This window comes from Pseudodonghicola xiamenensis DSM 18339 (genome assembly GCF_000429365.1).
Taxonomy (GTDB): domain Bacteria; phylum Pseudomonadota; class Alphaproteobacteria; order Rhodobacterales; family Rhodobacteraceae; genus Pseudodonghicola; species Pseudodonghicola xiamenensis.
In genome coordinates this window covers 152,467-176,781 of sequence record NZ_AUBS01000006.1, presented here as the reverse complement: position 1 = coordinate 176,781, position 24,315 = coordinate 152,467, and the positions used below count along the sequence as shown (strand labels likewise).

At 62.5% G+C, this 24,315-nt stretch carries 24 protein-coding genes and 1 pseudogene; 11 read left to right on the top strand and 14 right to left on the bottom strand.

The features are described 5' to 3' along the window. From G455_RS0109535 to G455_RS0109510, 6 genes and pseudogenes are all read left to right on the top strand, one after another. Positions 1-260 (top strand): annotated as a pseudogene (locus G455_RS0109535) (UTP--glucose-1-phosphate uridylyltransferase); the annotation flags it as partial. Between the two features lie 47 nt (positions 261-307). After that, on the top strand, positions 308-1,291 hold the full coding sequence (gene galE / locus G455_RS0109530; RefSeq protein ID WP_028093500.1) for a UDP-glucose 4-epimerase GalE: 984 nt from the start codon (positions 308-310) through the stop codon (positions 1,289-1,291). Then, positions 1,251-2,510 (top strand): glycosyltransferase family 4 protein, encoded by a 1,260-nt coding sequence (locus tag G455_RS0109525; protein ID WP_051312315.1) that lies wholly within the window; start codon positions 1,251-1,253, stop codon positions 2,508-2,510. Before galE ends, G455_RS0109525 begins: the two co-directional genes overlap by 41 nt. 47 nt (positions 2,511-2,557) lie before the next feature. Further along, on the top strand, positions 2,558-3,568 hold the full coding sequence (locus tag G455_RS0109520) for a glycosyltransferase family 2 protein (RefSeq protein WP_028093498.1): 1,011 nt from the start codon (positions 2,558-2,560) through the stop codon (positions 3,566-3,568). Continuing rightward, positions 3,565-5,271 carry a DUF5927 domain-containing protein gene (locus G455_RS0109515; RefSeq protein WP_035366487.1) on the top strand — a complete coding sequence of 569 codons (1,707 nt, stop codon included), beginning with the start codon at positions 3,565-3,567 and terminating at the stop codon, positions 5,269-5,271. The genes G455_RS0109520 and G455_RS0109515 overlap by 4 nt, the downstream gene beginning before the upstream one ends. A gap of 6 nt (positions 5,272-5,277) precedes the next feature. After that, positions 5,278-6,717, top strand: coding sequence for a nodulation protein NodH (locus G455_RS0109510; protein ID WP_028093496.1), 1,440 nt, complete (start codon positions 5,278-5,280; stop codon positions 6,715-6,717). A gap of 10 nt (positions 6,718-6,727) precedes the next feature. Here the strand turns inward: G455_RS0109510 and G455_RS0109505 are convergent, their stop codons facing one another. The 7 genes from G455_RS0109505 to G455_RS0109475 form a co-directional block, all read right to left on the bottom strand. Then, on the bottom strand, positions 6,728-7,189 hold the full coding sequence (locus tag G455_RS0109505) for a PTS sugar transporter subunit IIA (protein WP_028093495.1): 462 nt from the start codon (positions 7,187-7,189) through the stop codon (positions 6,728-6,730). Between the two features lie 46 nt (positions 7,190-7,235). Next, the gene (gene hpf / locus G455_RS0109500; RefSeq protein WP_028093494.1) at positions 7,236-7,811 is read right to left on the bottom strand and encodes a ribosome hibernation-promoting factor, HPF/YfiA family; all 576 of its coding nucleotides are present in this window, start codon (positions 7,809-7,811) and stop codon (positions 7,236-7,238) included. Between the two features lie 260 nt (positions 7,812-8,071). After that, positions 8,072-8,830, bottom strand: a complete 759-nt coding sequence (gene lptB, locus G455_RS0109495) for an LPS export ABC transporter ATP-binding protein (RefSeq protein ID WP_028093493.1) — start codon at positions 8,828-8,830, stop codon at positions 8,072-8,074. Next, on the bottom strand, positions 8,830-9,324 hold the full coding sequence (locus G455_RS0109490; RefSeq protein ID WP_028093492.1) for an LptA/OstA family protein: 495 nt from the start codon (positions 9,322-9,324) through the stop codon (positions 8,830-8,832). Before G455_RS0109490 ends, lptB begins: the two co-directional genes overlap by 1 nt. A gap of 3 nt (positions 9,325-9,327) precedes the next feature. Continuing rightward, positions 9,328-9,930, bottom strand: a complete 603-nt coding sequence (lptC, locus tag G455_RS0109485) for an LPS export ABC transporter periplasmic protein LptC (RefSeq protein WP_028093491.1) — start codon at positions 9,928-9,930, stop codon at positions 9,328-9,330. 18 nt (positions 9,931-9,948) lie between these two features. Continuing rightward, positions 9,949-10,923 (bottom strand): KpsF/GutQ family sugar-phosphate isomerase, encoded by a 975-nt coding sequence (locus G455_RS0109480; RefSeq protein WP_028093490.1) that lies wholly within the window; start codon positions 10,921-10,923, stop codon positions 9,949-9,951. Next, complete coding sequence (locus tag G455_RS0109475) at positions 10,920-11,534, bottom strand: ribonuclease D (RefSeq protein ID WP_028093489.1); 615 nt, start codon at positions 11,532-11,534, stop codon at positions 10,920-10,922. Before G455_RS0109475 ends, G455_RS0109480 begins: the two co-directional genes overlap by 4 nt. A 169-nt stretch (positions 11,535-11,703) precedes the next feature. Here G455_RS0109475 and G455_RS0109470 point away from each other — a divergent pair, with 169 nt between their 5' ends. Continuing rightward, positions 11,704-12,552 carry a phosphotransferase family protein gene (locus G455_RS0109470; protein WP_240474624.1) on the top strand — a complete coding sequence of 283 codons (849 nt, stop codon included), beginning with the start codon at positions 11,704-11,706 and terminating at the stop codon, positions 12,550-12,552. Here G455_RS0109470 and G455_RS0109465 read toward each other — a convergent pair. The 5 genes from G455_RS0109465 to G455_RS0109445 form a co-directional block, all read right to left on the bottom strand. Next, on the bottom strand, positions 12,531-13,859 hold the full coding sequence (locus G455_RS0109465) for an NAD(P)/FAD-dependent oxidoreductase (protein ID WP_028093487.1): 1,329 nt from the start codon (positions 13,857-13,859) through the stop codon (positions 12,531-12,533). The genes G455_RS0109470 and G455_RS0109465 overlap by 22 nt on opposite strands. After that, complete coding sequence (locus tag G455_RS0109460) at positions 13,856-14,677, bottom strand: ABC transporter permease (RefSeq protein WP_028093486.1); 822 nt, start codon at positions 14,675-14,677, stop codon at positions 13,856-13,858. Before G455_RS0109460 ends, G455_RS0109465 begins: the two co-directional genes overlap by 4 nt. Beyond that, complete coding sequence (locus tag G455_RS0109455) at positions 14,674-15,564, bottom strand: ABC transporter permease subunit (protein ID WP_028093485.1); 891 nt, start codon at positions 15,562-15,564, stop codon at positions 14,674-14,676. The genes G455_RS0109460 and G455_RS0109455 overlap by 4 nt, the downstream gene beginning before the upstream one ends. Positions 15,565-15,568: 4 nt before the next feature. Continuing rightward, complete coding sequence (locus G455_RS0109450; RefSeq protein ID WP_028093484.1) at positions 15,569-16,696, bottom strand: ABC transporter ATP-binding protein; 1,128 nt, start codon at positions 16,694-16,696, stop codon at positions 15,569-15,571. Positions 16,697-16,772: 76 nt separating this feature from the next. Continuing rightward, positions 16,773-17,864, bottom strand: coding sequence for a polyamine ABC transporter substrate-binding protein (locus tag G455_RS0109445; protein WP_028093483.1), 1,092 nt, complete (start codon positions 17,862-17,864; stop codon positions 16,773-16,775). A 140-nt stretch (positions 17,865-18,004) separates the two neighbouring features. On the opposite strand from G455_RS0109445, the gene G455_RS0109440 reads away from it, so the two are divergent. From G455_RS0109440 to G455_RS0109420, 4 genes are all read left to right on the top strand, one after another. Next, a complete protein-coding gene (locus tag G455_RS0109440) occupies positions 18,005-18,712 on the top strand; it encodes a GntR family transcriptional regulator (protein ID WP_035366483.1) in 708 nt (235 codons plus the stop codon). A gap of 67 nt (positions 18,713-18,779) precedes the next feature. Beyond that, on the top strand, positions 18,780-20,177 hold the full coding sequence (locus G455_RS0109435) for an aspartate aminotransferase family protein (RefSeq protein ID WP_028093481.1): 1,398 nt from the start codon (positions 18,780-18,782) through the stop codon (positions 20,175-20,177). 446 nt (positions 20,178-20,623) lie between these two features. Continuing rightward, entirely contained in the window at positions 20,624-22,195 is a 1,572-nt protein-coding gene (locus G455_RS0109425; protein ID WP_028093480.1) for an alkaline phosphatase D family protein, read from the top strand. Positions 22,196-22,460: 265 nt separating this feature from the next. After that, positions 22,461-22,712 carry a hypothetical protein gene (locus G455_RS0109420; RefSeq protein ID WP_028093479.1) on the top strand — a complete coding sequence of 84 codons (252 nt, stop codon included), beginning with the start codon at positions 22,461-22,463 and terminating at the stop codon, positions 22,710-22,712. Here G455_RS0109420 and cobO read toward each other — a convergent pair. Further along, entirely contained in the window at positions 22,709-23,308 is a 600-nt protein-coding gene (cobO, locus tag G455_RS0109415) for a cob(I)yrinic acid a,c-diamide adenosyltransferase (protein WP_028093478.1), read from the bottom strand. The genes G455_RS0109420 and cobO overlap by 4 nt on opposite strands. Positions 23,309-23,360: 52 nt before the next feature. Beyond that, positions 23,361-24,296 carry a DMT family transporter gene (locus G455_RS0109410; RefSeq protein ID WP_028093477.1) on the bottom strand — a complete coding sequence of 312 codons (936 nt, stop codon included), beginning with the start codon at positions 24,294-24,296 and terminating at the stop codon, positions 23,361-23,363. Positions 24,297-24,315: the final 19 nt, after the last annotated feature.

Sequence of the window (24,315 nt, the reverse complement as noted above, 5' to 3'; positions counted from 1 at the left end):
CGCCCTCGGTGCTGAAGAACCTCAACAAGATGCGAACGGGATCGGGCGGGGAAATCCAGCTCACCGACGCGATCGCCGAGGATATCGAGGCGGGCGTGCCGGTGCATGGCTACCGTTTCCGCGGCCAGCGCTATGATTGCGGCTCGAAAGCCGGCTTCCTGCAGGCCACCGTGGCCTTCGCACTGGCCCGTGACGACCTGCGCGACGAGCTGCACCAGTTCCTGACCGAGATCGTCCATCTCGACAAGGCCGCGCAATAGGCTGCGCAAGACAGTATTGGGACAGACACAGGACACGAGGGCAGAACGTGACCAACATTCTGGTAACCGGCGGCGCGGGCTATATCGGCTCGCACGCGTGCAAGGCATTGAAACAGGCGGGCTATACGCCTGTCACCTATGACAACCTGGTGACCGGTTGGGAGGATGCGGTGAAGTTCGGCCCGTTCGAGCGGGGCGATCTGTCGGATCGGGCCCGGCTGGACGAGGTTTTCGCCAAATATAAACCGGCAGCGGTGATGCATTTCGCCGCCCTCAGCCAGGTCGGCGAGGCGATGAGCGAACCGGGCCGCTACTGGCGCAACAATGTCTGCGGATCGCTGACGCTGATCGAGGCCGCCTGCGCCGCAGGTTGCCTGAATTTCGTCTTCTCCTCGACCTGCGCCACCTATGGCGAACATGACAATGTGGTACTGGACGAAAATACCCCGCAAGAGCCGCTGAACGCCTATGGTGCCTCGAAGCGCGCGGTGGAAAATATCCTGAGGGATTTCGGGGCTGCCTATGGGCTGAATGCGGTGATCTTCCGCTATTTCAACGTCGCCGGCGCCGATCCCGAGGCGGAAGTGGGCGAACACCACCGGCCCGAGACCCATCTGATCCCGGTGATGCTGGAGGCGATCGACGGCAAGCGGCCGGCGCTGACCATCTATGGCACCGATTACGACACGCCGGACGGCACCTGCATCCGCGATTATGTCCATGTCTGCGATCTGGTCGACGCCCATGTGCTTGGGCTGAAATGGCTGGAAGAAGGCAAGGAAAGCCGCGTCTTCAATCTGGGCACCGGTTCGGGGTTTTCTGTGCGCGAGGTGATCGACGCCTCTCGGGCGGTGACCAACCGCGAGGTGCCCTATTCCGAAGGGCCGCGGCGCGGTGGGGATGCGACCAAGCTGGTCTCCGGTTCGGTCCGGGCCGAGAAAGAGTTGGGCTGGAGCCCGGATCGGTCTAAGATGGATCAGATGATCGCCGATGCCTGGAGATGGCACCAAACTGGACACTACGAAAAATAGCATTCCACTGGCGCCCGTTCCGGCGCGCCTGCTGGATCTGACCCGCCTGATCCGTCGGGCGGGGCGGCGTCCCACCGGGGTCGACCGGGTGGAATTGGCCTATTTGCGGCACCTCTCGCATGAGAGCGTGCCGCTTTTTGCTTTGGTCCGGACCACCCTGGGCTATGTGCTGCTGGGGCCCGATGGGGTGATGCAGATTGCAGCCCGTTTGCAGGGGGCGGAGGATTGGGGCCGATCCGACCTTCTGGCGCGGTTCACCGTGAGGGCCGAAATGCTGCGGCGGGCGGAAAGCGACCTGCGCCGCTTTGCCCTGGCCCGGGCCCGGGCCCGACCGCGACATCTGGCGCGGATGCTGAGGCGACATCTGCCGGATGGCTTCGGCTATCTCAACGTCGGGCACAGCGATCTGACGGCGATGACCCTGCGCGGGGTGCGGCAGGGGGGCGCCGGGCGCATCGCGGTGCTGATCCATGACGCGATCCCGTTGGACTTCCCGCAGTATCAGCGCCCCGGCTTGGCCGAGGAATTCGCGGCCAAGCTGCAGCGGGTGCGGGCGCATGCGGATCTGGTGATCTACAATTCCGCCGATACCCGGGCGCGGGTGGAGCATCATATGCGGGCCTGGGGATTGTTGCCGCCCGCTGTGGTTGCGCATCTGGGGGTGGAGCTGCCCGATCCCGGCGATCTGCCGGCCGGTATCGACCCGACGCGGCCCTATTTCGTCGCGATTGGCACGATTGAGCCACGCAAAGGGCATGATTTCCTGCTCGATCTTTGGGAAGAGATGGGAGAGGACGCGCCGGGCCTGCTGATCTGCGGCGCGCGCGGTTGGAACAACGAGGCGGTCTTTGCTCGGCTTGATGCGCTGCCGCCGGGGGGGCCGGTCCGCGAGCTTTCCGGCTTGGACGATGCCCAGGTTGCGGCCGTGCTGCAGCAGGCGAGGGGGTTGCTGTTTCCAAGCCGGGCCGAAGGTTATGGGCTGCCGCCGGTGGAGGCAACGGCGCTGGGGGTTCCGGTGATCTCGACCGATTTGCCGGCAATTCGCGAAGTGCTGGGCAACATTCCGGTTTACGCGAAAGAAACTGATCGGTATCAATGGCTAAGCGCTATCAAGAGCCTTGAAACCGGCCGGCTGGCGCAACAGGAGGCGGTAAGAGTAGCAGATTTTACACCCCCCCTATGGGAGGATCACTTCAACCTCGTCTTAAGGTTAACCTGATAGGCCGAGGCGGGAGAGGTCTGTGGTAGATGTGAAAAGGGTTCGAATTGGGCGTATGGCAGTCATACCGCCTCAGATTGCAGCGGCAGCGTTGGCGCATTCGTGCGTTCCGCAAGCGTCGCGATCTTTCAGCGGTGGCCAATCGTACCCGGGCGATCCGACCTGACGATATCCTGCTTTATTCGACCCTGCGAAACGAACGTGTCCGGCTGCCTTACTTCCTGGATTACTACCGGGACCTCGGGGTCAATCATTTCCTGATCGTGGACAATGGCAGCAATGATGGATCGGCTGATTATCTTAGGGAACAGGCCGATGTATCGCTTTGGGCCACGGGGGAAAGTTACAAGCGGTCCCGCTTCGGGGTGGATTGGCTGAATTGGTTGCAGCGTCGTTATGGCCACGGCCATTGGTGCCTGGTGGTCGACCCGGATGAATTCCTGATCTATCCGTTTTGCGACACCCGTCCGCTGCGGGCCCTGACCGACTGGCTTGATGCCTCGTCGATCAAGTCGTTCTCGGCGATGCTTCTGGATATGTATCCAAAGGGGCGGCTTGATGCGCAGCCCTATCGCGAAGGTCAGGACCCGATCGAGATCGCACGCTGGTTCGACAGCGGGAATTACACGCTGCGCAAGAACAAGCGCTATGGCAACCTGTGGATTCAGGGCGGGCCGCGCAGCCGGGTGTTCTTTCCCGATGCTCCCGAAAAGGCACCGGCGCTGAACAAGATTCCGCTGGTGAAATGGGATCGTAAATATACCTATGTCAGCTCGACCCATATGCTGCTGCCGCGCGGGCTCAATCAGGTCTACGATGAATGGGGCGGAGAGAAGGCCAGCGGCGTTCTGCTGCATGCCAAGTTCCTTGATACCTTTTCGGCCAAGGCCGCGGAGGAGCTGGAGCGCGGGCAGCATTATTCTGCCTCGGTCGAATATCGCGCCTATGCGGAGAGCCTGAAGGATGATCCCGAGCTGTGGTGCAAATGGTCGGAGAAATACATCAACTGGCGCCAGCTTGAGATTCTGGGGCTGATGTCCAAGGGCAACTGGGCATGACGGGCAGCGTCGGTATCATCATGCTGGTCCATACCGCGCTGCACCGGGCGGAGCAGGTGGCCCGGCATTGGACGGCGGCGGGCTGTCCGGTGGTGATACATGTGGATCGCAATGTCTCTGGCCGGGTCTATCGTGATTTCGCGCGGTCTTTGTCGGACGATCCGCAGATTCTGTTCAGCCGGCGCCACCGGTGCGAATGGGGCAGTTGGGGGATCGTCGCAGCGACGCTTTCCGCAGCAGAGCTGATGCTGGCGCAGTTTCCTGAGGTGCGGCATGTCTATCTTGCCTCTGGGGCCTGTCTGCCGTTGCGGCCGGTGCAGGAGCTGATCGACTATCTGGAGCTGAGGTCGAGCACCGATTTCATCGAAAGTGCCACCACTGCCGATGTGCCGTGGACTGTGGGCGGGCTGGACGAGGAACGCTTTACCCTGCGGTTTCCGTTCTCCTGGAAGCGGCAGCGGTATCTTTTTGACCGCTATGTCGAGTTGCAGCGCCGGTTGGGGATGAAGCGACGTATCCCAGAAGGGCTGGTGCCGCATATGGGTAGCCAATGGTGGTGCCTGACCCGCCAGACCCTGTCCGCGATCCTGGAGGATCCGAAGCGCGGCACCTATGAGCGGTATTTCCGTCGGGTCTGGATCCCGGACGAAAGCTTTTTCCAGACGCTGGTGCGGCGCTATTCCACCAATATTGAAAGCCGGTCGCTGACCCTGTCCAAATTCGATTTTCAGGGCAAACCGCACATCTTCTATGACGACCATCTTCAGCTTTTGCGGCGGTCGGACTGTTTTGTCGCGCGCAAGATCTGGCCGCGGGCGGATCGGTTGTATCAGGCGTTTCTGACCGATAGCGCCGGGGCGATGAAGCGGACTGAACCGAACCCGGGCAAGATAGACCGCCTGTTCGCCAAGGCGGTGGAGCGGCGCACGCACGGGCGGCCGGGGCTTTACATGCAAAGCCGCTTTCCGAACCACGGCTGGGAAAACGGCATCACCTCACACCCTTATTCGGTGTTCCAGGGGTTTGCCGAACTGTTCGACAATTTCGAAAGCTGGTTGGCAAAATCCAGCGGCGCGCGGGTGCATGGGCATCTGTTCGCGCCGGAGCGGGTGGAATTCGCCGGAGGTCAGACCTTGATAAACGGCGCACTGACGGACAGCGCGGCGACGCGGGATTATGATCCCAAGGGATTTCTGACCAGCCTGATCTGGAACATGCGGGGTGAACGGCAGTGTTTCCAGTTCGGTCCGGCAGACAATCAAAAGATCAACTGGACCGTGGCGCGCGATCCCAATGCACAAATCTCGGTCATAACCGGGGCTTGGGCGGTGCCGCTGTTCCGGTCAAACCGAAATTTCGCCGAACTGAGGAAAGAGGCTGCGCGGTTGCAGCGGATCGAAAGCAAGCATCTGGATATCCTGCGCTCGACTCACGTGAAGGCGCGGGTGCGGGTCTGGAACATGGCGGAATTCATTGAGGCTCCGATGGAGCCGCTGCAAAGCATACTTGACGAAATTCGCCCGGCGATAATGCGCCAGCATCTTGCCGAAGCGCCGAGGATGGTGGCGCTGGACGGTTTCGGCCAGTTTCTGCAAAATCTGAAAAACCAGGGGATGCACCCCTATCTGATGGGGGATTTCCCGGTGGAACAAGTGGCTGTCGGCGCCAAGAAGCCCGCGCGCAAACCCTATCTGGTGCGGTGATCCGCGATGGTTGCAACGAAAGCCTTCGATTACTTTGTCGTCTTTGCGGAAATGCGCACGGGGTCGAATTTCCTTGAGGTGAACCTTAACGCGCTTGACGATGTGGCCTGCCATGGTGAGGCATTCAATCCGCATTTCATCGGCTATCCCAATCGTGACGCGATCCTCGATGTGACCCAGGCGCAGCGCGATGCAGACCCGGACCGGTTGCTGGCCGCCGTACGGGCGACACCAAGGGCGCTGGGTGGGTTCCGCTATTTCCACGATCACGATCCGCGCGTGCTCGACACGCTGCTGGAGGATCCGCGCTGTGCCAAGATCGTGCTGACGCGCAACCCACTGGACAGCTATGTGTCGTGGAAGATCGCCCAGGCCACTGGCCAGTGGAAGCTGACCGATGTGAAGCGCCGGAAAGAGGCGCAGGCGCATTTCGAGGCGGAGGAATTCGCTGCGCATGTCGCCTCCTTGCAGGCCTTTCAGGCGCAGCTTTTGAACCGGTTGCAGACCAGCGGGCAGACGGCCTTTTATGTTGCCTACGAGGACTTGCAGGATTTGGGCGTGATGAACGGCCTGGCGCACTGGCTGGGGGCAACGGCGCGGCTCGAGGAACTTGACCAGTCGTTGAAGCCGCAGAACCCGGGTGCGGTGATCGACAAGGTCGACAACCCGGAGGAGATGGCGCAGGCGCTTTCGGGTCTCGATCGGTTCAATCTGACCCGGACACCGAATTTCGAACCCCGCCGCGGGCCGGCGGTGCCCAGCTATGTGGCGGGGCGGGATGTGCCGCTGTTGTATTTGCCGGTGCGCGGTGGGCCTGAGGCCGAGGTGGTTGACTGGCTCGCGATGCTGGAGGGGGTCCCGGTCGAGGATCTGGCATCTGAGATGACGCAGAAGGATCTGCGCCAGTGGAAGCGCCAGCACCCGGGGCACCGCAGCTTTAGCGTGCTGCGTCACCCGGCGGCGCGGGCGCATCATGTGTTCTGCGAAAAGATATTGAACGAGGGGAAAGGCAGTTATCGCCAGATCCGCGATCTGCTGCGCAAGAAGTTCAAACTGCCGATCCCGAGGAAATCCCCCGATGCCAGCTATGGCCGGGCCGATCATCGCGCTGCCTTTGTGGCGTTTCTGGAATTTCTCAAGATGAATCTGGCCGGGCAGACGCCCGTGCGGGTGGATGCCGCCTGGGGCTCCCAGGCGCAGGTTTTCTCCGGGTTTGGAGAGTTTGCCCTGCCTGATCTGATCCTGCGAGAGGAAGAGCTGGCCAGCGCATTGCCGGCATTGGCACGACAGGTCGGTTGTGACGTCTCGGTTGTGCCGACCTCTGCGGCACAGGATGTGCCCTATCCGCTTTCCGACATCTACGACGATGAGATCGAGGCGCTGGTCGCCGACGTCTATCAGCGCGATTACATGATGTTCGGCTTCGGGGCCTGGCGCGCCTACTGAGCCTGTCGGCTCAGGCCGCCAGGGTGTGGCTTTCGGTCAGCAGGGTGTAAAGCGTCGCCGGATCCGGATTGGCCCGCAGCTTGGCGCACAGCGAGGCATTGCGCAGCGTCCGCGATACCAGCGCCAGGGCTTTCAGGTGTTCGACGCCTGCCTCTTCCGGTGCGAAGAGCGAAAAGGCGATGTCGACAGGCTGACGGTCGACCGATCCGAAATCTATCGGCTTTTCCAGCATCACGAAGGTGCCCACGACACCATCGAGCCCCGGCATCCGCGCATGCGGCAGGGCGACGCCATGGCCCACACCGGTGGGGCCAAGGCTTTCGCGTTCGAGCAGAGCGTCAACCGTGGTCTGGGCATCCAGGCCATAGGCGCTCTGAGCGAGATCCCCGATTTCCTGAAACAGTCGCTTCTTGCTGGAGACAGCAGAAAAAACCTTCACGGCCTCAGGTTTGAGGATACTCGCTAGTGCCATCAGAGATTGCTCCGCTCAGGCGTAGGTAATCCAGCGCCTAATGCTATCAGTTTCCGGTCTGCGGGTCGATCCATCCAATATTGCCGTCATCGCGGCGATAAACGACGTTCAACCCGTCCTTGCTCTCGTTCCGGAAGATCAGCACCGGGGCGCCCGCCAGCTCCATCTGCATCACCGCTTCGCCTACAGAGAGAGAGGGAATCTTGGTTTCCATCTCGGCGATGATGATAGGTTGAAGCGTTTCGGGCTCCGCATCTTCGGTCTGTTCTTCTGCGGCGAGGATATACGAGGCCGCGCCCATAAGTTCAACCGGTTCCGAGCGGTCCTTGTGGTGGTCTTTCAGGCGGCGTTTGTAACGCCGCATCTGTTTGTCCATTTTCTCGCAGCAGGCATCGAAAGCGGCATAGATTTCGGTTGCGCTGGCCTTGGCCTTGGCGGTCAGGCCGGTTGAAAGATGTACGGTCGCTTCGCAGACGAATTCGTATGCGTCGCGGGAAAAGATCACAATGGCGTCGATCGGGTTGTCGGAATATTTCGTGATCGCAGCGCTCAGTTGCTCTTCCACATGGGTTTGCAGGGCTGCGCCGATGTCGATCTGCCGTCCGCTGATTTGGTAACGCATGTGCTCTCCTTTTCATTATGCACCCGGCATCGCCCGGGTATATTCCCCGGCCTTGCGTCAGTTGCGGGTGGTTAAAGATGGCATCGCGGCAGAAACGGCGCGATCGGGCCCCGGAATGAAGGCCGGACCGGAAATCGCAAGGGATCGCACGCGTGCCATGCCCCATTTGAGGCGAGATCCGAGACGAGTGTCAACGTATCTTGCGTGATGGTGGATAAATTTCACTGGATCGGCAGGCCTGCGCCGATCCAGGTCAGAGCTCAGGAAATCCGGAAACTGTCGCCCAGATAGACGCGGCGGACGTTTTCGTTTTCCACCACTTCCGACGGGGTGCCCGACATAAGCACCTGACCATCGTGCAGAATATAGGCGCGGTCGACGATCTCCAGCGTTTCGCGCACGTTGTGATCAGTGATCAGCACGCCGATGCCGCGCTTTTTCAAATCGGCAACAAGATGGCGGATGTCGCCGACGCTGATCGGATCGACCCCGGCGAAGGGTTCGTCCAGCAGCAGATATTTCGGGTCTGCGGCAAGGCAACGGGCAATTTCCACCCGCCGGCGTTCGCCGCCCGACAGCGCTAGCGCCGGCGCCCGGCGCAGGTGTTCGATCGAGAAGTCCGACAACAGTTCTTCCAGCCGTTCGCGTCGGGCATGGGGATCGCGCGCGGTGATGTCCAGAACGGCAAGGATATTGTCCTCGACGCTGAGGCCGCGAAAGATCGACATCTCCTGAGGAAGATAGCCGATGCCCATTCGGGCACGGCGATACATCGGCAGGGTGGTCACCGTCTGACCGTCCAGTGTCACGGTCCCGGCTTCGGGAAAGACCAGCCCGGCGATGGCATAGAAGGTCGTTGTCTTGCCCGAACCGTTCGGACCCAGAAGTGCCACGACTTCGCCGCGATCCAGCGAGATCGACACGTCGCGAATCACGACGCGCTTGCGATAGGATTTGCGGACACGTTCGACACGTAGCCCCGAGGTGCTGGCGCTGGCGTCCGGTCGCGCAGTCGTCATCAGTTGTCGCCGTCGGAATTGAGGATGGTTTTGACCCGACCGGCCATCCGGGCAGTACCGGTGGCCAGTTCGATCGTCATCCGGTCGGAGCTGAGTGCGCTGGCACCCTGGCTCAGCAACACGTTGCCGGTCATCACGATGGTGCCGTCGTCGATGCTGTAATCCGCACGTTCTGCCTCTGCCGCGTCCTGTCCGCTGACCAGCACCACATCTCCCGTCGCTTCCAGCCGGGCGATCCGGCTCTGGCCGCGATCATAGACGACGAAGACGCGGTTCGCGGTCAGCCGCATGTCGCCCTGAACCACCAGGACGTCACCGGTAAACTCAGCCGATCCATCCGACTGGTTCACATCGAGACTGGCCGCCGTCACCTCGACCGGAGCCGAGGTGTCGGCCTTGCTGTTGCCGAAGGCGACGCGGGTGTCCTGCGCGACGGCCATATTCGCACCGAGGACCAGCACAAGGCTGAGGAACAGAAGGCGTATATAGTTCACTGATTAGTCTTTCCCCGGATTTCGCGGATCGTATACCAGCTTTACGCCCTTGGTGAAAAGCATATGGACTGGCGCATCCTGGTTTTTTGCGCCGATTTTCATTTGGCCGGCGGTGATATCGCCAAAGGGGCCTGTCGCCTCGACCTGGCCGGGGGTTTCGGCGGCAAGCGTCTCCAGCCCTGTGTCAAGCTGCTGTGTCCTGACCGTGTAGCCGGTCGAGGTGGTGATCAGAACATTGCCGCGGAAACTGGCCTGCGACTGGGTCGGATCGACGGTGCCGGTGTCGGACTGCAGCCGGATGTCGCCCCCCTGCGCCAGCGTCATATGCGCCCGCAGCTCTTCGGCGTCGGCGCTGCCATCGGTGTTGGCGGGGTGGGCGGTGCTGGCGCTGACGGTGATCTCGTCACCGCTGGCGGTGATGCCGGAAAAGAAGGCGCCGGTGATCTGCTGGCCGCGCACCCGGTCTTCGATATCCTTGTCGGCGAAGGGGGCGGTGCCTGTGGGGGCGATACTGCGCGACAGCAGGAACAGCGTCGACATCAGCGCCAGCGCTGCCAGTGGCAGCAGGACCTTGAAATAGGCCACCAGACGGGAATGTCGATCCATCCGTTTCTCTGCTCCCTCTCAGCCCAGACCGACGCGCAGGCAGTCGTGGATGTGCAAAATGCCCTCGGCCTTGCCGACGCCTTTCGGGTCGACGACGAAGAGGCAGGTGATCTTGGGGTCGGGCAATGTCATCAGCGCCACCGCCTTTTCGGCCATGGCGTCGGGGCCGATGGTGCGGGGATGCGCCGTCATCACCTGATCCACGGTCAGACCCAGAAGCCCGTCCATGTGGCGCCGCAGGTCACCGTCGGTGACGATACCGATCAGGCGGTCGGCAGGGTCGGTCACGCCGACCACGCCAAATCCCTTCTGGCTCATCTCCAGCAGCGCTTCCCCCATCGGTGTCCCGGTGCGAACCGTGGGCACATCCAGATGCATTAGGTCGCGCACCTTGGACAGTTGCGCGCCCAGCTTGCCGCCGGGGTGGAAGTCGCGGAAGTTCTCGGGTCCGAAGTGACGGTACTTCATCAGCGCGACGGCCAGCGCGTCGCCCATCGCCAGGGTCAGCGTGGTAGAGATCGTGGGCACCATGCCGAAACCGCAGGCTTCTCCCATCGCGGGGATCAGCAGATGTTCGTCGGCCTGGGTCATCAGGGTGCTGTCCGCCCGGCTGGAAAGGCCGATCAGCGGGATGTCGAAGCGGCGGGTATAGGCGACTAGATTGGCCAGTTCCGGCGCCTCGCCGGAATTCGAGATCGCCAGGACCACGTCGCCCTTGGCGATCATGCCCAGATCGCCATGGCTCGCCTCGGCGGGGTGGACGAACTGCGCCGGTGTCCCGGTCGAGGCCAGAGTCGCCGCGATCTTGCGGCCGATATGGCCGGATTTTCCGATGCCGCTGACGATGATGCGGCCCTTGGCGCTGAGGATCAGTTTCAGCGCACGGACGAAGCTGTCGTCCAGCGCCGCGGCCAGCGCGTCAAGCGCGCGGGCCTCGTCGGTGATCACCTGGCGCGCGGTGTCGAGGAAGGTGGCTGTATTGGTGTCGGTCATGAGTGGGCGAAGATATCCGTTTCGGGCCAGCCTTGCAGATCCAGAAGCGAGCGGTGGGGAAGAAAGTCGAAACAGGCCTGGGCGATCTCGGTCCGTCCCTCGCGGGCGAGGCGCTTGTTCAGCTCCTTGCGCAGGCGGTGGAGATAGAGCACGTCCGAGGCCGCGTAATCCAGCTGCGCCGCGGTCAGCTCCTCAGCGCCCCAATCGCTTTGCTGCTGCTGCTTGGAGATGTCGACGCCGATCAGTTCGGCGGTCAGGTTCTTCAGCCCGTGGCGGTCGGTATAGGTGCGCACCAGCCGGCTGGCGATCTTGGTGCAATAGACCGGCGCGGCCAGTGCCCCGAATGCGTTGTACATGGCGGCGATGTCGAAACGGCCGAAGTGGAACAGCTTCAGCACCTTGGGGTCGGTCAGCATACGGCAGAGGTTCGGTGCCTCGGTCTGACCCCTGGCGACCTGGACGATATGGGCGTTACCATCGCCGCCCGACATCTGGATCACGCAAAGCCGGTCGCGATGCGGGTTCAGCCCCATGGTTTCACAGTCGATGGCAACCATCGGCCCGAGGTCGAGCCCGTCGGGCAGATCGTTCTTGTATAGGTGGTTTGCCACGTCTGGATCCTCTGTTGGGCCGTCTGACTGGGGATGCTGGCCCGAGATAGGCGCTTTGGGACGCAAACTCAACTGTGCGCGGGGCTTGCGGTGGGTGGCATTCCGGGGAATGCTGTGGCCTTTCCGGACTCGGATCAAGATGCAAGAGACCCAAGCAGACCCTTCACTGTTGGCACAGTCGCCGCCCGCCGATCTGATCGCGCGGCTGCGGTTGCGCGGTCTGCTTCCGGGCGAGGGGGCGGAGGCTCTGGCAGGGGGGCGGTCGAACCGGGTCTGGCGGCTGACGGGCGGGTTGGTTCTGAAGCTTTACGATCCCTCTGCCGCGACACCGATCTTTGCCAATGATGCGCGCCGCGAGGTCGCGGCGTTGACCGCGCTGGCCGGGACGGGACTGGCGCCGGAATTGATTGCGGCAGAACCGGAGGCGCCAGCGCCCTGGGTGCTATATCGTCATCTGCCGGGGGGGCGCTGGGCAGAGGGGGCTGCGGCGGTGGCGGGGCTGCTGGGGCGGCTGCATCAGCAACCGGCGCCCGATCTGCCCCATGCCCCCGATGGCAGCGCCGCGCTGGCGCGGCAGGTGCGGCAGATCCTGGCGCTTTGCCTCGATGATGCCGGTCTGGCAGCGCTGGAACCGGCGGGCGAGGTGGCCCCCTGCGGCGCATGCGCGTTGATCCATGGGGATCCGGTACCTGGCAATATCGTCATCGGGCCCGAGGGCGCGGCGCTGATCGACTGGCAATGCCCGGCGCTGGGCGATCCTGCCGCCGATCTGGCGATCTTCTTGTCACCTGCCATGCAGTTGATCTATCGCGGCGCTCCGCTTGGTGCCACAGAGGAGGCGGCGTTTCTGGCAGCCTATCCCGACCGCGGGGTCATCGCCCGCTTGCGCGCGCTCCTGCCCTGGTTTCACTGGCGGATGGCGGCCTATTGCCACCTGCAGACCGGGCGCGGCCAGACCCCCTATGCCAAGGGTCTGGCACTGGAGAAGGCGGCGCTTCAGAGGTCCTTGAGGCGATAGGCCAGGTAGGCTGGCGGCATCACGATGCGGCGGAACCGGCCGAAGGGAAATCGGCCCATGGGTTTGCTCATGAAGCCCGGATAGGGGCTGTCGGGACGTCGGCCCTGGGCCAGCGCGGCCAGCAGGCTGCCGGCATAACTTCCCATGGCGACGCCATTGCCGTGATAGGCCAACCCGGCGAAAACGCCCGGCATTCCCGGCACCGCGCCGGTAAAGGGGATCTGGTTGCGCGACACGCAGACCATGCCCGACCAGCTATTGGGGCTTTCGACATGGGCCCAGGCTGGGAACATGGTTTCGAAATCGCGCCGCACCCGCGCGCGGGAGGCGGCCTCGGCCGCGGGGGTGGACATCAGCCCGCCGCGCATGCCGAACAGGAACCGCCGGTCGGGCATCAGCCGGAAGTAATGCAGCAGGTGCCGGGTGTCATAGGCCATCTGATCTGTGGTCCAGCCCTGCGCCGCCAGTTCCTCATCGCTAAGCGGCCGGGTGACCAGCGCAGTCGATTGCGCCGGGATATAGCGGTCCGCCAGCCAGTCCGGCAGATCGTCGCTGGAATAGCCGTTGGTGCAGATCAGCACGGTTTCGGCGCTGAGACTTCCCTGCGGCAGGGCGATCACATTGCGGTTGCCCTGCCGGGTGATCCCCCTGGCGGGGCTGTTCTGATAAAGCCGGGCGCCGGCGCCTTGGGCCGCGGCGGCCAGACCAAAGACATATTTGCGCGGGTTCAGGCCGAAGCCATGGCGCATCGTCAGCGCGCCATGAAACGGGCCGGTCATGCCGGAGGCCGAAAGCCCCTGCGCGGCCAGGTCGTCCTTCTCGGTCAGGACGGCATCGGGATCGCCTTCGGCCTGACGGCGCAGGGCAGCCATGGCGCGCGGCGAATGGGCCAGTTGGGTTTCGCCATCTGAATGGGTGTCGGCGTCGATCCCGAACCGTTGCAGGATGTCGGCCACCAAGTCGATCGCTGCCACTTCGGCGCGATAGAACTCCTCGGCCTGATCCTTGCCATAGGTCCGGGCGATCTTGTCACCGCTCAGCTTGGCGCCGCCCAGACAGCAGAACCCACCATTGCGCCCGGAACCGCCCCAGCCGGGATATTCCGCGTCGACCACGGCGACATCGACCCCCGCCTCGGCCAGGTGCAGCGCCGCCGACAGGCCGGTAAAGCCGGCGCCGATGATGGCGACATCCGCCGTCAGGTCGCCCTTGGCATCTGGCCAGACCGGGGCTTCGATGGTTTCATCCCACCAGCACCCATTCCGCGGCCCCGCGGAATAGGCGTAACGTCCAAATATGTGTTTCATTCTTGTGTTCGTGCGGCTTCCTGTTCGTCGCGCTGCTGACGAACCTTTTGGGTCTTGGTGATCAGCGAGGTGGCGATCACGCCCACTGTCACGATGCCGATCATCACCGTCGACAGCGCGTTGATCTCGGGCGAGACGCCCAGACGCACGGCGGAGAAGATCTTGATCGGCAGGGTGGTTGACGAGGGACCGGAGGTGAAGGAGGCGATCACCAGATCGTCGAGCGACAGGGTGAAGGCCAAGAGCCAGCCCGAGACCACTGCCGGGGCGATGATCGGCAGGGTGACCAGCCGGAAGGCTTCAGCCGGGGTGCAGCCCAGATCGAGCGCTGCTTCTTCCAGAGATTTGTCGAAGGTGACGAGGCGGGAGGAGACCACCACCGAGACATAGCACATCGAAAAGGTCGTATGCGCCAGCACGATGGTCATCACGCCGCGGTCCAGGCCGATGCCGATGAACAAGAGCAGCAGCGACAGGCCGGTGATCACCTCGGGCATCACCAGCGGCGCATAGATCATGCCGGAAAACAGCGTGCGACCGAAAAACCGCCCGCTGCGCACCATGACATAAGCGGCCATGGTGCCCAGCACGGTGGCGATGGTCGAGGACAGGACCGCCACCTTCAGCGTCACCCAGGCGGCATTCAGAAAGGCCTGATCCTTGAGAAGTTGCCCATACCATTTGGTGGAGAAGCCGGCCCAGACCGTCACCAGCTTGCTTTCGTTGAAGCTGTAGATGACCAGGATCACCATCGGGATATAGAGAAAGGCAAACCCGAGCGTCAGCGAGACCGTGTTGAACCAGCTCAGCCTGTTCATTGCTCTGCCTCCGCCTGTTTCTGCTGGTTGCGCTGGAACAGCACGATCGGGATCACCAGGATCGCCAGCAGAACGATCGCCACGGCGCTGGCCACCGGCCAGTCGCGGTTGGAAAAGAACTCCTCCCACAGAACCTTGCCGATCATCAGCGTGCCGGAACCGCCCAGAAGCGAGGGGATGACGAATTCGCCAAGCGCCGGGATGAAGACCAGGAAACAGCCGGCGACGATGCCGTTCCGCGACAATGGGATGGTGACCAGCCAGAAGGCCGAGAGCCGCGAACAACCCAGATCCTCGGCTGCCTCGATCAGCGATTCATCCAGCCGGTCGAGCGCGGCATAGATCGGCAGGATCATGAAGGGCAGATAGGTATAGACGATGCCGATATAGACCGCGATCTTGGTGTTCAGGATGATCAGCGGCTGGTCGATCAGCCCGGTCCACAGCAGGAATTGGTTCAGGACCCCTTCCTGGCTGAGGATGCCGATCCACGCATAGACCCGGATCAGGAAGCTGGTCCAGAACGGCAGGATGATCAGCATCATCAGCGTGGCGCGCCATTCCTCGGGCGCGCGGGCCATGCCATAGGCGATGGGATAGCCCACCAGTAGCGTCAGCGCGGTGGAAATCAGCGCGATCATCAGGCTGGAGAGATAGGCCTTCCAATAAAGATCGTCCTCGGTCAGCCAGACGAAATTCTCGAGATCCAGTCCGGTCAGGAATTCCTTGATCCCCTGCCAGCCGGCCGAGAAATCCAGCGTCGGCGTATAGGGCGGGATCGCCAGCGCGGTATCGCTGAGCGAGATTTTCAGGACGATGATGAAGGGCACCAGGAACAGCGCCAACAGCCAGAGGTAGGGGACCGCGATCAGGAAAAACCGGCGCATCGGATCACTCCGCCAGCAGGACGCCGCCGGTGACTGTCCAGGACAGCCAGACGGGATCGTCCCAGGTGAAGCTGCGGCGCGAGATGCGGCGAGTGTTGGCGGTTTGCGCTTTGATCACCGTGCCCGAGGGCAGTTCCACATGATAGGTCGAGATATTGCCGAGATAGGCGATATCCAGCACCTTGCCCTGCACGGCGTTCACCGCCTCTGCCGGGCGGTCCGCCGAAATCGTCACCTTCTCTGGCCGGATCGCCAGGGCGCATTTCTCGCCGGTGGCAAAGCTGCGGGCCGATGTGGCGCGGATCGGTTCCTGCCCGTCGGCCCAGTCGATGCGATAGGTTTCTTCCCCGTCGGGGGTGGCGGTGCCCTCGATGATGTTCACCTCGCCGATGAAATCGGCAACATAAATGCTGTTGGGGCTTTCATAGATGCGATCCGGGGTAGCGACCTGCATCAGCCGGCCTTCGTCCATTACCGCCACGCGCGAGGCCACTGTCATCGCCTCTTCCTGGTCGTGGGTGACGATCACGAAGGTGGTGCCGGTCTTTTCCTGGATGTCCATCAGTTCGAACTGGGTATCCTGGCGCAGCTTCTTGTCGAGTGCGCCCAGCGGTTCGTCCAGCAGCAGGAGCTTGGGCGCCTTGGCCAGGCTGCGCGCCAGCGCCACCCGCTGCCGTTGTCCGCCCGAGATCTGATGCGGCTTGCGCTTGGCGAATTTCTCCAGCCGGGTGAGCTTGAGCATCTCGGCCACTCGGGCCTCGATCTCGGGCTTGGGTTTGCTGTCGCGGCGCAGGCCAAAGGCGATATTGTCCCAGACCGTCAGATGCGGGAACAGCGCATAGGACTGGAACATCATGTTCACCGCGCGCTTGTTCGGCGGCACGCCCGAGATATCCTTGCCAGCCAGCTCGATCCGGCCTTCGGTCGGGTTTTCGAACCCGCCCAGCATCCGCATCATCGTGGTCTTGCCGCAGCCCGAGGGGCCGAGGAGCGCAAAGAACTCTCGTTCGTAGATATCCAACGACAGGTTATCAATCGCGGTGAAGGTTCCGAACCGCTTGGTGACGTTCTGAAAACGGATCAGCGGTTTCGCCTCTGGGTCTGCCCAAGGTGCAAATTTCGTCGAGTTCACTGGCAAAGGCCCCCGATGTGTTCCGGACAACAAAAAAGGGCGGGTCCCGTCTGTTGAGCCCGCCCGCTGTTCGGGATCAGGTGCCCGATTTGATCTTGGTCCACAACCGGGTGACGACCCGCTGCACCTTGGCGTTATAGGGCGTGGTGGTGAACAGGTTGTCCATCGCCTCGGCCGAGGGGTAGATCGCCGGATCGCCGATCACGTCCTCGTTGAGAAATTCCTGCGATGCCTTGTTGCCGTTGGCGTAATAGACATAGTTCGACGCCGCTGCCATGTTCTGCGCGTCCATGATGAAGTTCAGGAACTTGTGGGCGGCGTCGGGGTTCGGCGCGTCGGTCGGGATCGCCATCATGTCGAACCACATCTGTGCGCCTTCCTTCGGCGCATTGAAGGCGATTTCAACACCGTTGTCGGCCTCGGCCGCCCGATCGCGCGCCTGCAGCACGTCCCCCGACCAGCCGACCGCGACGCAGATGTCGCCGTTGGCCAGCGCATTGATATATTCGGAAGAGTGGAATTTCTGGATATAGGGCCGGATCGCCATGTAGACCGGTTCGACCTTGGCGATGACGTCGGGGTCGTGGCTGTCCGGATCCGCGCCGATGTATTTCAGCGCGGCCGGGATCATCTCGGCCGGGGCGTCGAGGAAATACACCCCGCAGGAGGCCAGCTTTTCCATGTTCTCCGGCTTGAAGACCAGATCCCAGCTGTCGATCGGGGCATCTTCGCCCAGCACCTCTTTGACCTTGCCCAGATTCACGCCGATGCCGGTGGTGCCCCACATATAGTTGATGGCGTATTCGTTGCCGGGATCGTATTTCGCCGTTCGCGCTGAAATGACATCCCACATGTTCTTGATATTGGGCAGTTTGGATTTATCGAGCTTTTGGAAGGCGCCCGCCGAAATCTGCCGCTGCAGGAAAGTGCCGGTGGGCACCACCACGTCATAGCCCGACCCGCCGGCCAGCATCTTGGTTTCCAGCACCTCGTTGCTGTCGAAGACGTCATAGATCAGCTTGATGCCGGTCTCTTCCTCGAATTTGGACAGCAGGCTTTCGTCGATATAGTCCGACCAGTTGTAAACGCGGACTTCTTCGGCCTGGGCAGCGGTCCCCAGGGCGATAAGTGCAGCAATCGCGGTCGCTGTGAGCGATTTAAAGGTCATTCTGAAGCTCCCCGACAGGGCGTGAGTTGAGACCGCCCCCGACATTTGATCAAGTTTTTTGCCTTCTTCCGTGGCACAAGCTATGTTTCCATGCGGATCCGCACAGCGCAAGCGTCGTCATTTGGATTGGAACGAGTCAAGTGAATTTGATCAAAAAACCGGCAGAGAATGCCCGTAAACCGGCCGCAAAGACCGCTGCGGCGCCTCCGGTACATGAACAGGTTTACCAGAAACTCCGGGCTCAGATTCTGTTCGGTGAGATGGCGCCGGGGCAGGCGGTGACGATTCAGGGGCTGACTGATTCGCTTGGCGCCGGCATGACACCGGTGCGCGAGGCGATCCGGCGGCTGATCTCGGACGGGGCGCTGATGTTTCAGGGGAACCGACGGGTTTCGGTGCCTGTTTTGTCGGCAGAAGACGTTGAACAGCTGATCTTCGTGCGCCGCACGATTGAGGCGGAGCTGGCCCGCCGGGCCGCGCGCCATGCCCCGCCAGAGCTGGTGGCTGAGCTGGAACAGATTGATGCGGAACTGGATTTCGCCATCGCCGCCGGTGATGTCTCGGGCTATCTGCTGCAGAATTATCGCTTTCACTCGGTGCTTTACGCCAATTCGCAGGCTCCTATCCTGGCCGAGATGGCAGAACGGCTCTGGTTGCGGTTCGGGCCATCTCTGCGGGTGGTCTGCGGCCGTTTCGGCACCCAGAATCTGCCGGATCGTCACAAGGAAATGCTGGCGGCACTGCGGGCGGGAGACGTCGAAGGCGTTGGCCTGGCAATTGAGCAGGATGTCGATCAGGGCGTGCAAATGGTGATCGCCGTGCAGGCGGAACGCGCTGTGTCGTCCTGATTCGATTGACAGTGCGGAATTTGATCATATCTTCGGGCTCGACACTGAATTAGCCGGGAGTTCCGCGATGCCTGCCATCACAAACCACCTGCCCACCGCCGAGCTTCAGGCTCTGGACGCAGCCCATCACATGCACCCTTTCACCACTGGCGCCGATCTGGCCGCCAAGGGGGCGAGGGTCATCACCCGCGCCAAGGGCGTCTATCTGACTGACAGCGAGGGGCATGAGATCCTCGATGGCATGGCGGGGCTGTGGTGCGTCAATATCGGCTATGGCCGCGAGGAGCTGGCCGAGGTCGCCGCTCGTCAGATCCGCGAGCTGCCCTATTACAACACTTTCTTTCAGACCACCCATGTGCCCGCCATCGCGCTGGCGGCCAAGATCGCAGAATTGGCGCCTGGCGATCTGAATCACGTGTTCTTCGCCTCGGGCGGGTCGGATGCCAACGATACCAATATCCGCATGGTGCGGACCTATTGGGACGTGAAGGGCAAGCCGGGCAAGAAGATCATCATCGGCCGCAAGAACGGCTATCATGGCTCTACCGTCGGGGCGACGTCGCTGGGCGGGATGTCGGCTATGCACGCCCAGGGCGGGCTGCCGATCCCGGACATCCACCATATCAACGAACCCAACTGGTGGGCCGCCGGTGGCGAGACGAGCCCGGAAGATTTCGGTCTGGCCTGTGCGCAAGAGTTGGAACAAGCGATCCTGGAGTTCGGTGAAGATCGCGTCGCCGCCTTCATCGCCGAGCCGGTGCAGGGCGCTGGTGGTGTGATCATCCCGCCCGAAACCTATTGGCCGGAAATCCAGCGGATCTGCGACAAATACGAAATCCTGCTGATCGCCGACGAGGTGATCTGTGGCTTCGGCCGTACCGGTAACTGGTTCGGCAGCCAGACCATGGGCATCCGCCCCGATATCATGACAATCGCCAAGGGGCTGAGCTCGGGCTATCAGCCGATCGGCGGTTCGGTGGTGTCGGACGAGGTTGCCGCGGTGCTCGACAGTGTGGAGTTCAACCACGGCTATACCTATTCGGGTCACCCGGTGGCCGCTGCCGTGGCGCTTGAGAACCTCAGGATCATGGAAGAGGAAGGCGTGGTCGAACACGTCCAGACGGTCGCCGGCCCCTATCTGGCCGAGAAATGGCATGCGCTGGCCGATCACCCGCTGGTGGGTGAGACCAAGCTGATCGGCATGATGGGGTCGCTGGCGCTGAGCCCGAACAAGGAACCCCATGCCACCTTCGCCGCCGAGGCGGGGACCATTGGCTATATCTGCCGCGAACGCTGCTTTGCCAACAATCTGGTGATGCGCCATGTCGGCGACCGGATGATCATCTCGCCGCCGCTGGTGATCGCGCCGGAGGAAATCGACATCCTCATCGAACGTGCCCGCAAGGCGCTGGACGAGACCTATGCCCGGGCCAAGGACGAGGGGCTGCTGCAGGCTGCGTCGTAAGTCCGCATCTGAAATTTCGATCTGACGGCGCCGGGGAACCCTCGGCGCCGTTTTTCATTTAGGTCGGTCTACAGGGGCCGGGTAGGCGTGCCTTGTCACAAGGGCGGGGGTGGACAAGGCGGCGCAAAGTCATTCGTCTTGAGCGGGCTCATGAGGCAGTTTCATCTTTTACGGGACGAGAAGACCGTGAGGTGAGTGTAGGCTTGGAAACGCCGTGCGAATCCCCGGAACGGCTGACCATGGCTGCTCTGAGCCGGATGATCTGGGTCTGTCTCAATCCCGCGGGAGGCCGCGATCCCTGGACCCCGGCCTGAATGTCACAAAGGGTTCTCGAAACCATCACTGATCTTTTGGCAAAGCCTTACAGATCGGCCCCGTGGTTTTCGCGTAGCGTTTCAAGCCCTTCGGTTCGGGTCTCAAGCCATTCATCCTTCAGGACGTCAGCCATGATCCCTCAACGCCTTCTCCGCCCCAGTCGTCGTGCCGTGCTGGCCGGTGGCACCGCCTTCGCCGCCTCGCTGGCGATGCCCGCGCTGTCCCGCGCGGCCTCGCGTCCGGTTTTCACCCATGGGGTGCAATCCGGCGATGTGACCACTAATTCCGGCATGATCTGGACCCGCACCGACCGCCCGGCGCGGGTGATGATGGAAGTCTCCACCACCGAGAGCTTTGCCAATGCCCGCCAACTGGCGCCCTTGACTGCGATGCCGACCAGCGATCTCGCCGTGAAGCGGATGGTCGAGGGGCTGCCGGCGGATCAGGATATCTTCTATCGCTTTGTCGCCGCCGATCTCAGCGACATCAATGCGGTCTCTGACCCGATCGTCGGCCATTTCCGCACTGCTCCGGCCTCGCGCCGGTCGGTCCGCTTCGTCTGGTCGGGCGATACCGCCGGTCAGGGCTGGGGCATCGACGATCAGGGCATGCGCACCTATCGCACCATGATGCAGCACGACCCGGATTTTTTCCTGCATTCGGGGGATACCATCTATGCCGATGGCGCCATGCAGGACGAGGTGGTGAAGGACGGCCAGGTGATCTGGAAGAACGTCGTTCTGACCGACGAAAAGCGCAAGGTTGCCGAAACGCTGGATGAATATCGCGGCCAGTGGAAATACAACATGATGGACAAACATGTGCGCGCGATGAGCGCCGCAGTGCCGACCTTCTTCCAGTGGGACGACCATGAGGTCCTGAACAACTGGTCGGATTCGAAGGATCTGAGCGGCGATGACCGCTATGCCGAAAAGTCGATCCATGTGCTGGCGTCGCGTGCCGCCCGCGCGTTCCATGAAATGACGCCGATCTCCTACACCCCGGCGGAACCGGGCCGGGTCTATCGCAAGATCGCCTATGGTCCGATGCTGGATGTCTTCTTCCTCGACATGCGCAGCTATCGCGGCCCGAACGGTCCGGCGATGGAACCCGAGATGACGCCGGAAAGCCGCATTCTTGGTGCCCAGCAGGTCGCCTGGCTGAAGCGCGAGCTGGCCAATTCCAAGGCCACTTGGAAGGTGATCGCTGCCGATATGCCGATCAGCCTGATCGTCTGGGACAACTGGAAAGAGCAGACCGGGGCAGAGGCGGTGGCCAATGGCGACAACGGTCCGGCCAAGGGCCGCGAGCTTGAGATCGCCGATCTGCTGCGCTTCATCCGGGATGCCAATATCACCAACACCGTCTGGCTGACGGCGGATGTGCATTACACCGCGGCGCATTATTATGATCCGTCCAAGGCGCAGTTCCAGGAGTTCGAACCCTTCTGGGAATTCGTCTCGGGCCCGCTGCATGCCGGCACCTTCGGTCCGAACGCGCTGGACATGACTTTCGGTCCCGAGGTGAAATTCGTGAAAGCCCCGGCCGAGGGCCAGGTTAATCTGCCGCCTTCGGCCGGGATGCAGTTCTTCGGCATCGTCGATATCGACAGCGCCACCCAGCAGATGACCGTGCGGCTGATGGACGTGGGCGATACCGAATTGTGGTCAATCACGCTTGACCCTGCGGAACAGTCGCTCTGACCCCCAACAGCCCGGATCGGCCGGGCCCGGGCGCCCCCGCAGATATTGCGGGGGCGGTTCCCTGTTTTATGCGATGGCCTCTTGTTAAATCCGATTCTTTTTGTCAGATATCGCGCGACGCCAGATGCGCCCCGTGTCCAGCCCTTGGGAATTCAGCCTTTCGGGGTGGCCCGTGGGGGATCCGGTGCCAGGCGCCAGGGAAACCCGCCGTCACCCCGGAAACGAACCGGACGCCCCTCCCGGCGTCCCAGGCAAGGAGCCGGACATGCGGGATCCATTCGATGAACTGCTGGCGATGCATCGCGCCGCCGAAGGGTTCGGCAGTGGCCTGGCGCCCCGGCTTCTTTCGGCCATCGAGCAGAAGTGTCGGCAACAGGCGCATATCCGGTCGCAGCCAAACGTGGTCTCCCTCGGGATTGCGTCCAGCCAATCGGGTCCGGCGCGGCGGGCCAGCGAGGGGCGTCTGGCGACGGAGGGCGGGGTGATCGCCTTCCGCCGCCGGGAGATTGACCCTTAGAAATCTACTCCGCGCTGGGCCTTTATGCCGGCCTGAAAGGGATGTTTCACCTCGGTCATCTCGGTGACAAGATCGGCGTAATCGCAAATCTCGGACGGCGCATCGCGGCCGGTCAGGATCACTCCGGTGCGGTCGGACCGGGCCCTGAGCCCCTCCAGAACCTCCTCGGTCGAAAGATAGCCATAGCGCAGGGCGATATTGATCTCATCGAGCACGATCAGATCGAAATCACCGCTCTGCATCATCTCGCGCGCCTTGGCGAAGGCGGCCTGTGCCGCGGCGATGTCGCGGTCACGGTCCTGGGTATCCCAGGTGAACCCTTCACCCATAGTGTGCCAGGTCACCCCGCCCAGTCGTTCGAAGAACTGCCGTTCGCCGGTGATCCAGTTGCCCTTGATGAACTGCACCACGCCGACGGACTTCCGCCATCCCATTGCGCGCACCACCACCCCGAAGGCCGAGGATGACTTGCCCTTGCCCTTGCCGGTATGCACCAGCACCAGCCCGCGTTCGGGATCGCCGGCCTCGGCCACCTTGGCACGATGTTCGGCCTGCAGTTTCTGCATCTTCGCCTTGTGGGTTTCAGTGTCGGCCATCGGCATATCCTCCTGATCTTCGGGACAGAACATAGCGCGCCGGGCGCTGGCGTCACCCCTTGGGATCGCTCACCGCGCGGACCTTGGCGCGGGTCAGCCCCAGCTGGTGTTCGCGCCAGGCCACCAGGACGTTGCCGGCGATCACCAGCGCGGCGCCGGCCAGCATGATCAGCGTCGGCGCCTCGTCGAACCAGAGAAAGCCGATCAGGATGGCAAAGAGCATCGAGCTATATTCATAGGGCGTCAGCATCGAGGCCGGGGCGAAGCGATAGGAAGAGGTCAGCAGAATCTGCGCCCCGCCGCCGACCAGACCCGCCATCACCAGCTGCGTCGCAGTCAGCGCATCGGGCATCACCCAGCCGAAGGGGATGGTCAGCAGTGCCAGAAGTGCCGCAGTCGAGGAGAAATAGAACACGATGGCCGAGGTGCGCTCGGTCTCCACCATCCGGCGGATATGGATTTGCACCAACGCCTTCAGCGCTGTGGCGCCAAGGATCAGCATCGCGCCAAGCGTCGCGGCGCTGTCTGCCGTGGTGCTGCCCAGCCGCGGCCAGAGCATGATCAGCACTCCGACCATGCCGATCACCACCGCCGAGATGCGGATCAGCCGGATCTTCTCGCCCAGCATCACCGCCGCCAGCACCAGCACCAGCATCGGCGTGGCATAGTCGATGGCGGTGACCTCGGGCAGTGGCAGCAGGCCCAGCCCGGCAAAGATCAGCCCCATCGACGAGGTCCCGATCACGCCGCGCCAGAAATGCATCATCGGCCGTTCGGTCACCAGACCGCTGCGCAGCTCGCCCCGCGCGGCAATCCAGATCAGGATCACCGGGATGGCGAAGAGCGACCGGAAGAACACCGCCTCGCCCGGTGGCACCGCGTCGGAAGAGGCCTTGATGAGCGCCGACATCACGGCGAACAGCAGGACTGAGCTGAGCTTGAGCGCGATTGCAAGGCCGGGACGGTGTGAGGTGAGGGACTGTGCCATGAGCGCGACCCTGATCACG

What these genes read in the sequence shown, in the direction of transcription:
- lptB (WP_028093493.1), bottom strand. Translation starts at nt 8,830, where the DNA reads ATGACGACTGCGCGACCGGACGCCAGCGCCAGCACCTCGGGGCTACGT.
- cobO (WP_028093478.1), bottom strand. Translation starts at nt 23,308, where the DNA reads ATGGCCGACACTGAAACCCACAAGGCGAAGATGCAGAAACTGCAGGCC.
- G455_RS0109455 (WP_028093485.1), bottom strand. Translation starts at nt 15,564, where the DNA reads ATGCGCCGGTTTTTCCTGATCGCGGTCCCCTACCTCTGGCTGTTGGCG.
- lptC (WP_028093491.1), bottom strand. Translation starts at nt 9,930, where the DNA reads ATGGATCGACATTCCCGTCTGGTGGCCTATTTCAAGGTCCTGCTGCCA.
- G455_RS0109410 (WP_028093477.1), bottom strand. Translation starts at nt 24,296, where the DNA reads ATGGCACAGTCCCTCACCTCACACCGTCCCGGCCTTGCAATCGCGCTC.
- G455_RS0109515 (WP_035366487.1), top strand. Translation starts at nt 3,565, where the DNA reads ATGACGGGCAGCGTCGGTATCATCATGCTGGTCCATACCGCGCTGCAC.
- G455_RS0109435 (WP_028093481.1), top strand. Translation starts at nt 18,780, where the DNA reads ATGCCTGCCATCACAAACCACCTGCCCACCGCCGAGCTTCAGGCTCTG.
- G455_RS0109525 (WP_051312315.1), top strand. Translation starts at nt 1,251, where the DNA reads ATGCCTGGAGATGGCACCAAACTGGACACTACGAAAAATAGCATTCCA.
- G455_RS0109465 (WP_028093487.1), bottom strand. Translation starts at nt 13,859, where the DNA reads ATGAAACACATATTTGGACGTTACGCCTATTCCGCGGGGCCGCGGAAT.
- hpf (WP_028093494.1), bottom strand. Translation starts at nt 7,811, where the DNA reads ATGCGTTACCAAATCAGCGGACGGCAGATCGACATCGGCGCAGCCCTG.
- G455_RS0109505 (WP_028093495.1), bottom strand. Translation starts at nt 7,189, where the DNA reads ATGGCACTAGCGAGTATCCTCAAACCTGAGGCCGTGAAGGTTTTTTCT.
- G455_RS0109510 (WP_028093496.1), top strand. Translation starts at nt 5,278, where the DNA reads ATGGTTGCAACGAAAGCCTTCGATTACTTTGTCGTCTTTGCGGAAATG.
- G455_RS0109460 (WP_028093486.1), bottom strand. Translation starts at nt 14,677, where the DNA reads ATGAACAGGCTGAGCTGGTTCAACACGGTCTCGCTGACGCTCGGGTTT.
- G455_RS0109480 (WP_028093490.1), bottom strand. Translation starts at nt 10,923, where the DNA reads ATGACCGACACCAATACAGCCACCTTCCTCGACACCGCGCGCCAGGTG.
- G455_RS0109445 (WP_028093483.1), bottom strand. Translation starts at nt 17,864, where the DNA reads ATGACCTTTAAATCGCTCACAGCGACCGCGATTGCTGCACTTATCGCC.
- G455_RS0109420 (WP_028093479.1), top strand. Translation starts at nt 22,461, where the DNA reads ATGCGGGATCCATTCGATGAACTGCTGGCGATGCATCGCGCCGCCGAA.
- G455_RS0109425 (WP_028093480.1), top strand. Translation starts at nt 20,624, where the DNA reads ATGATCCCTCAACGCCTTCTCCGCCCCAGTCGTCGTGCCGTGCTGGCC.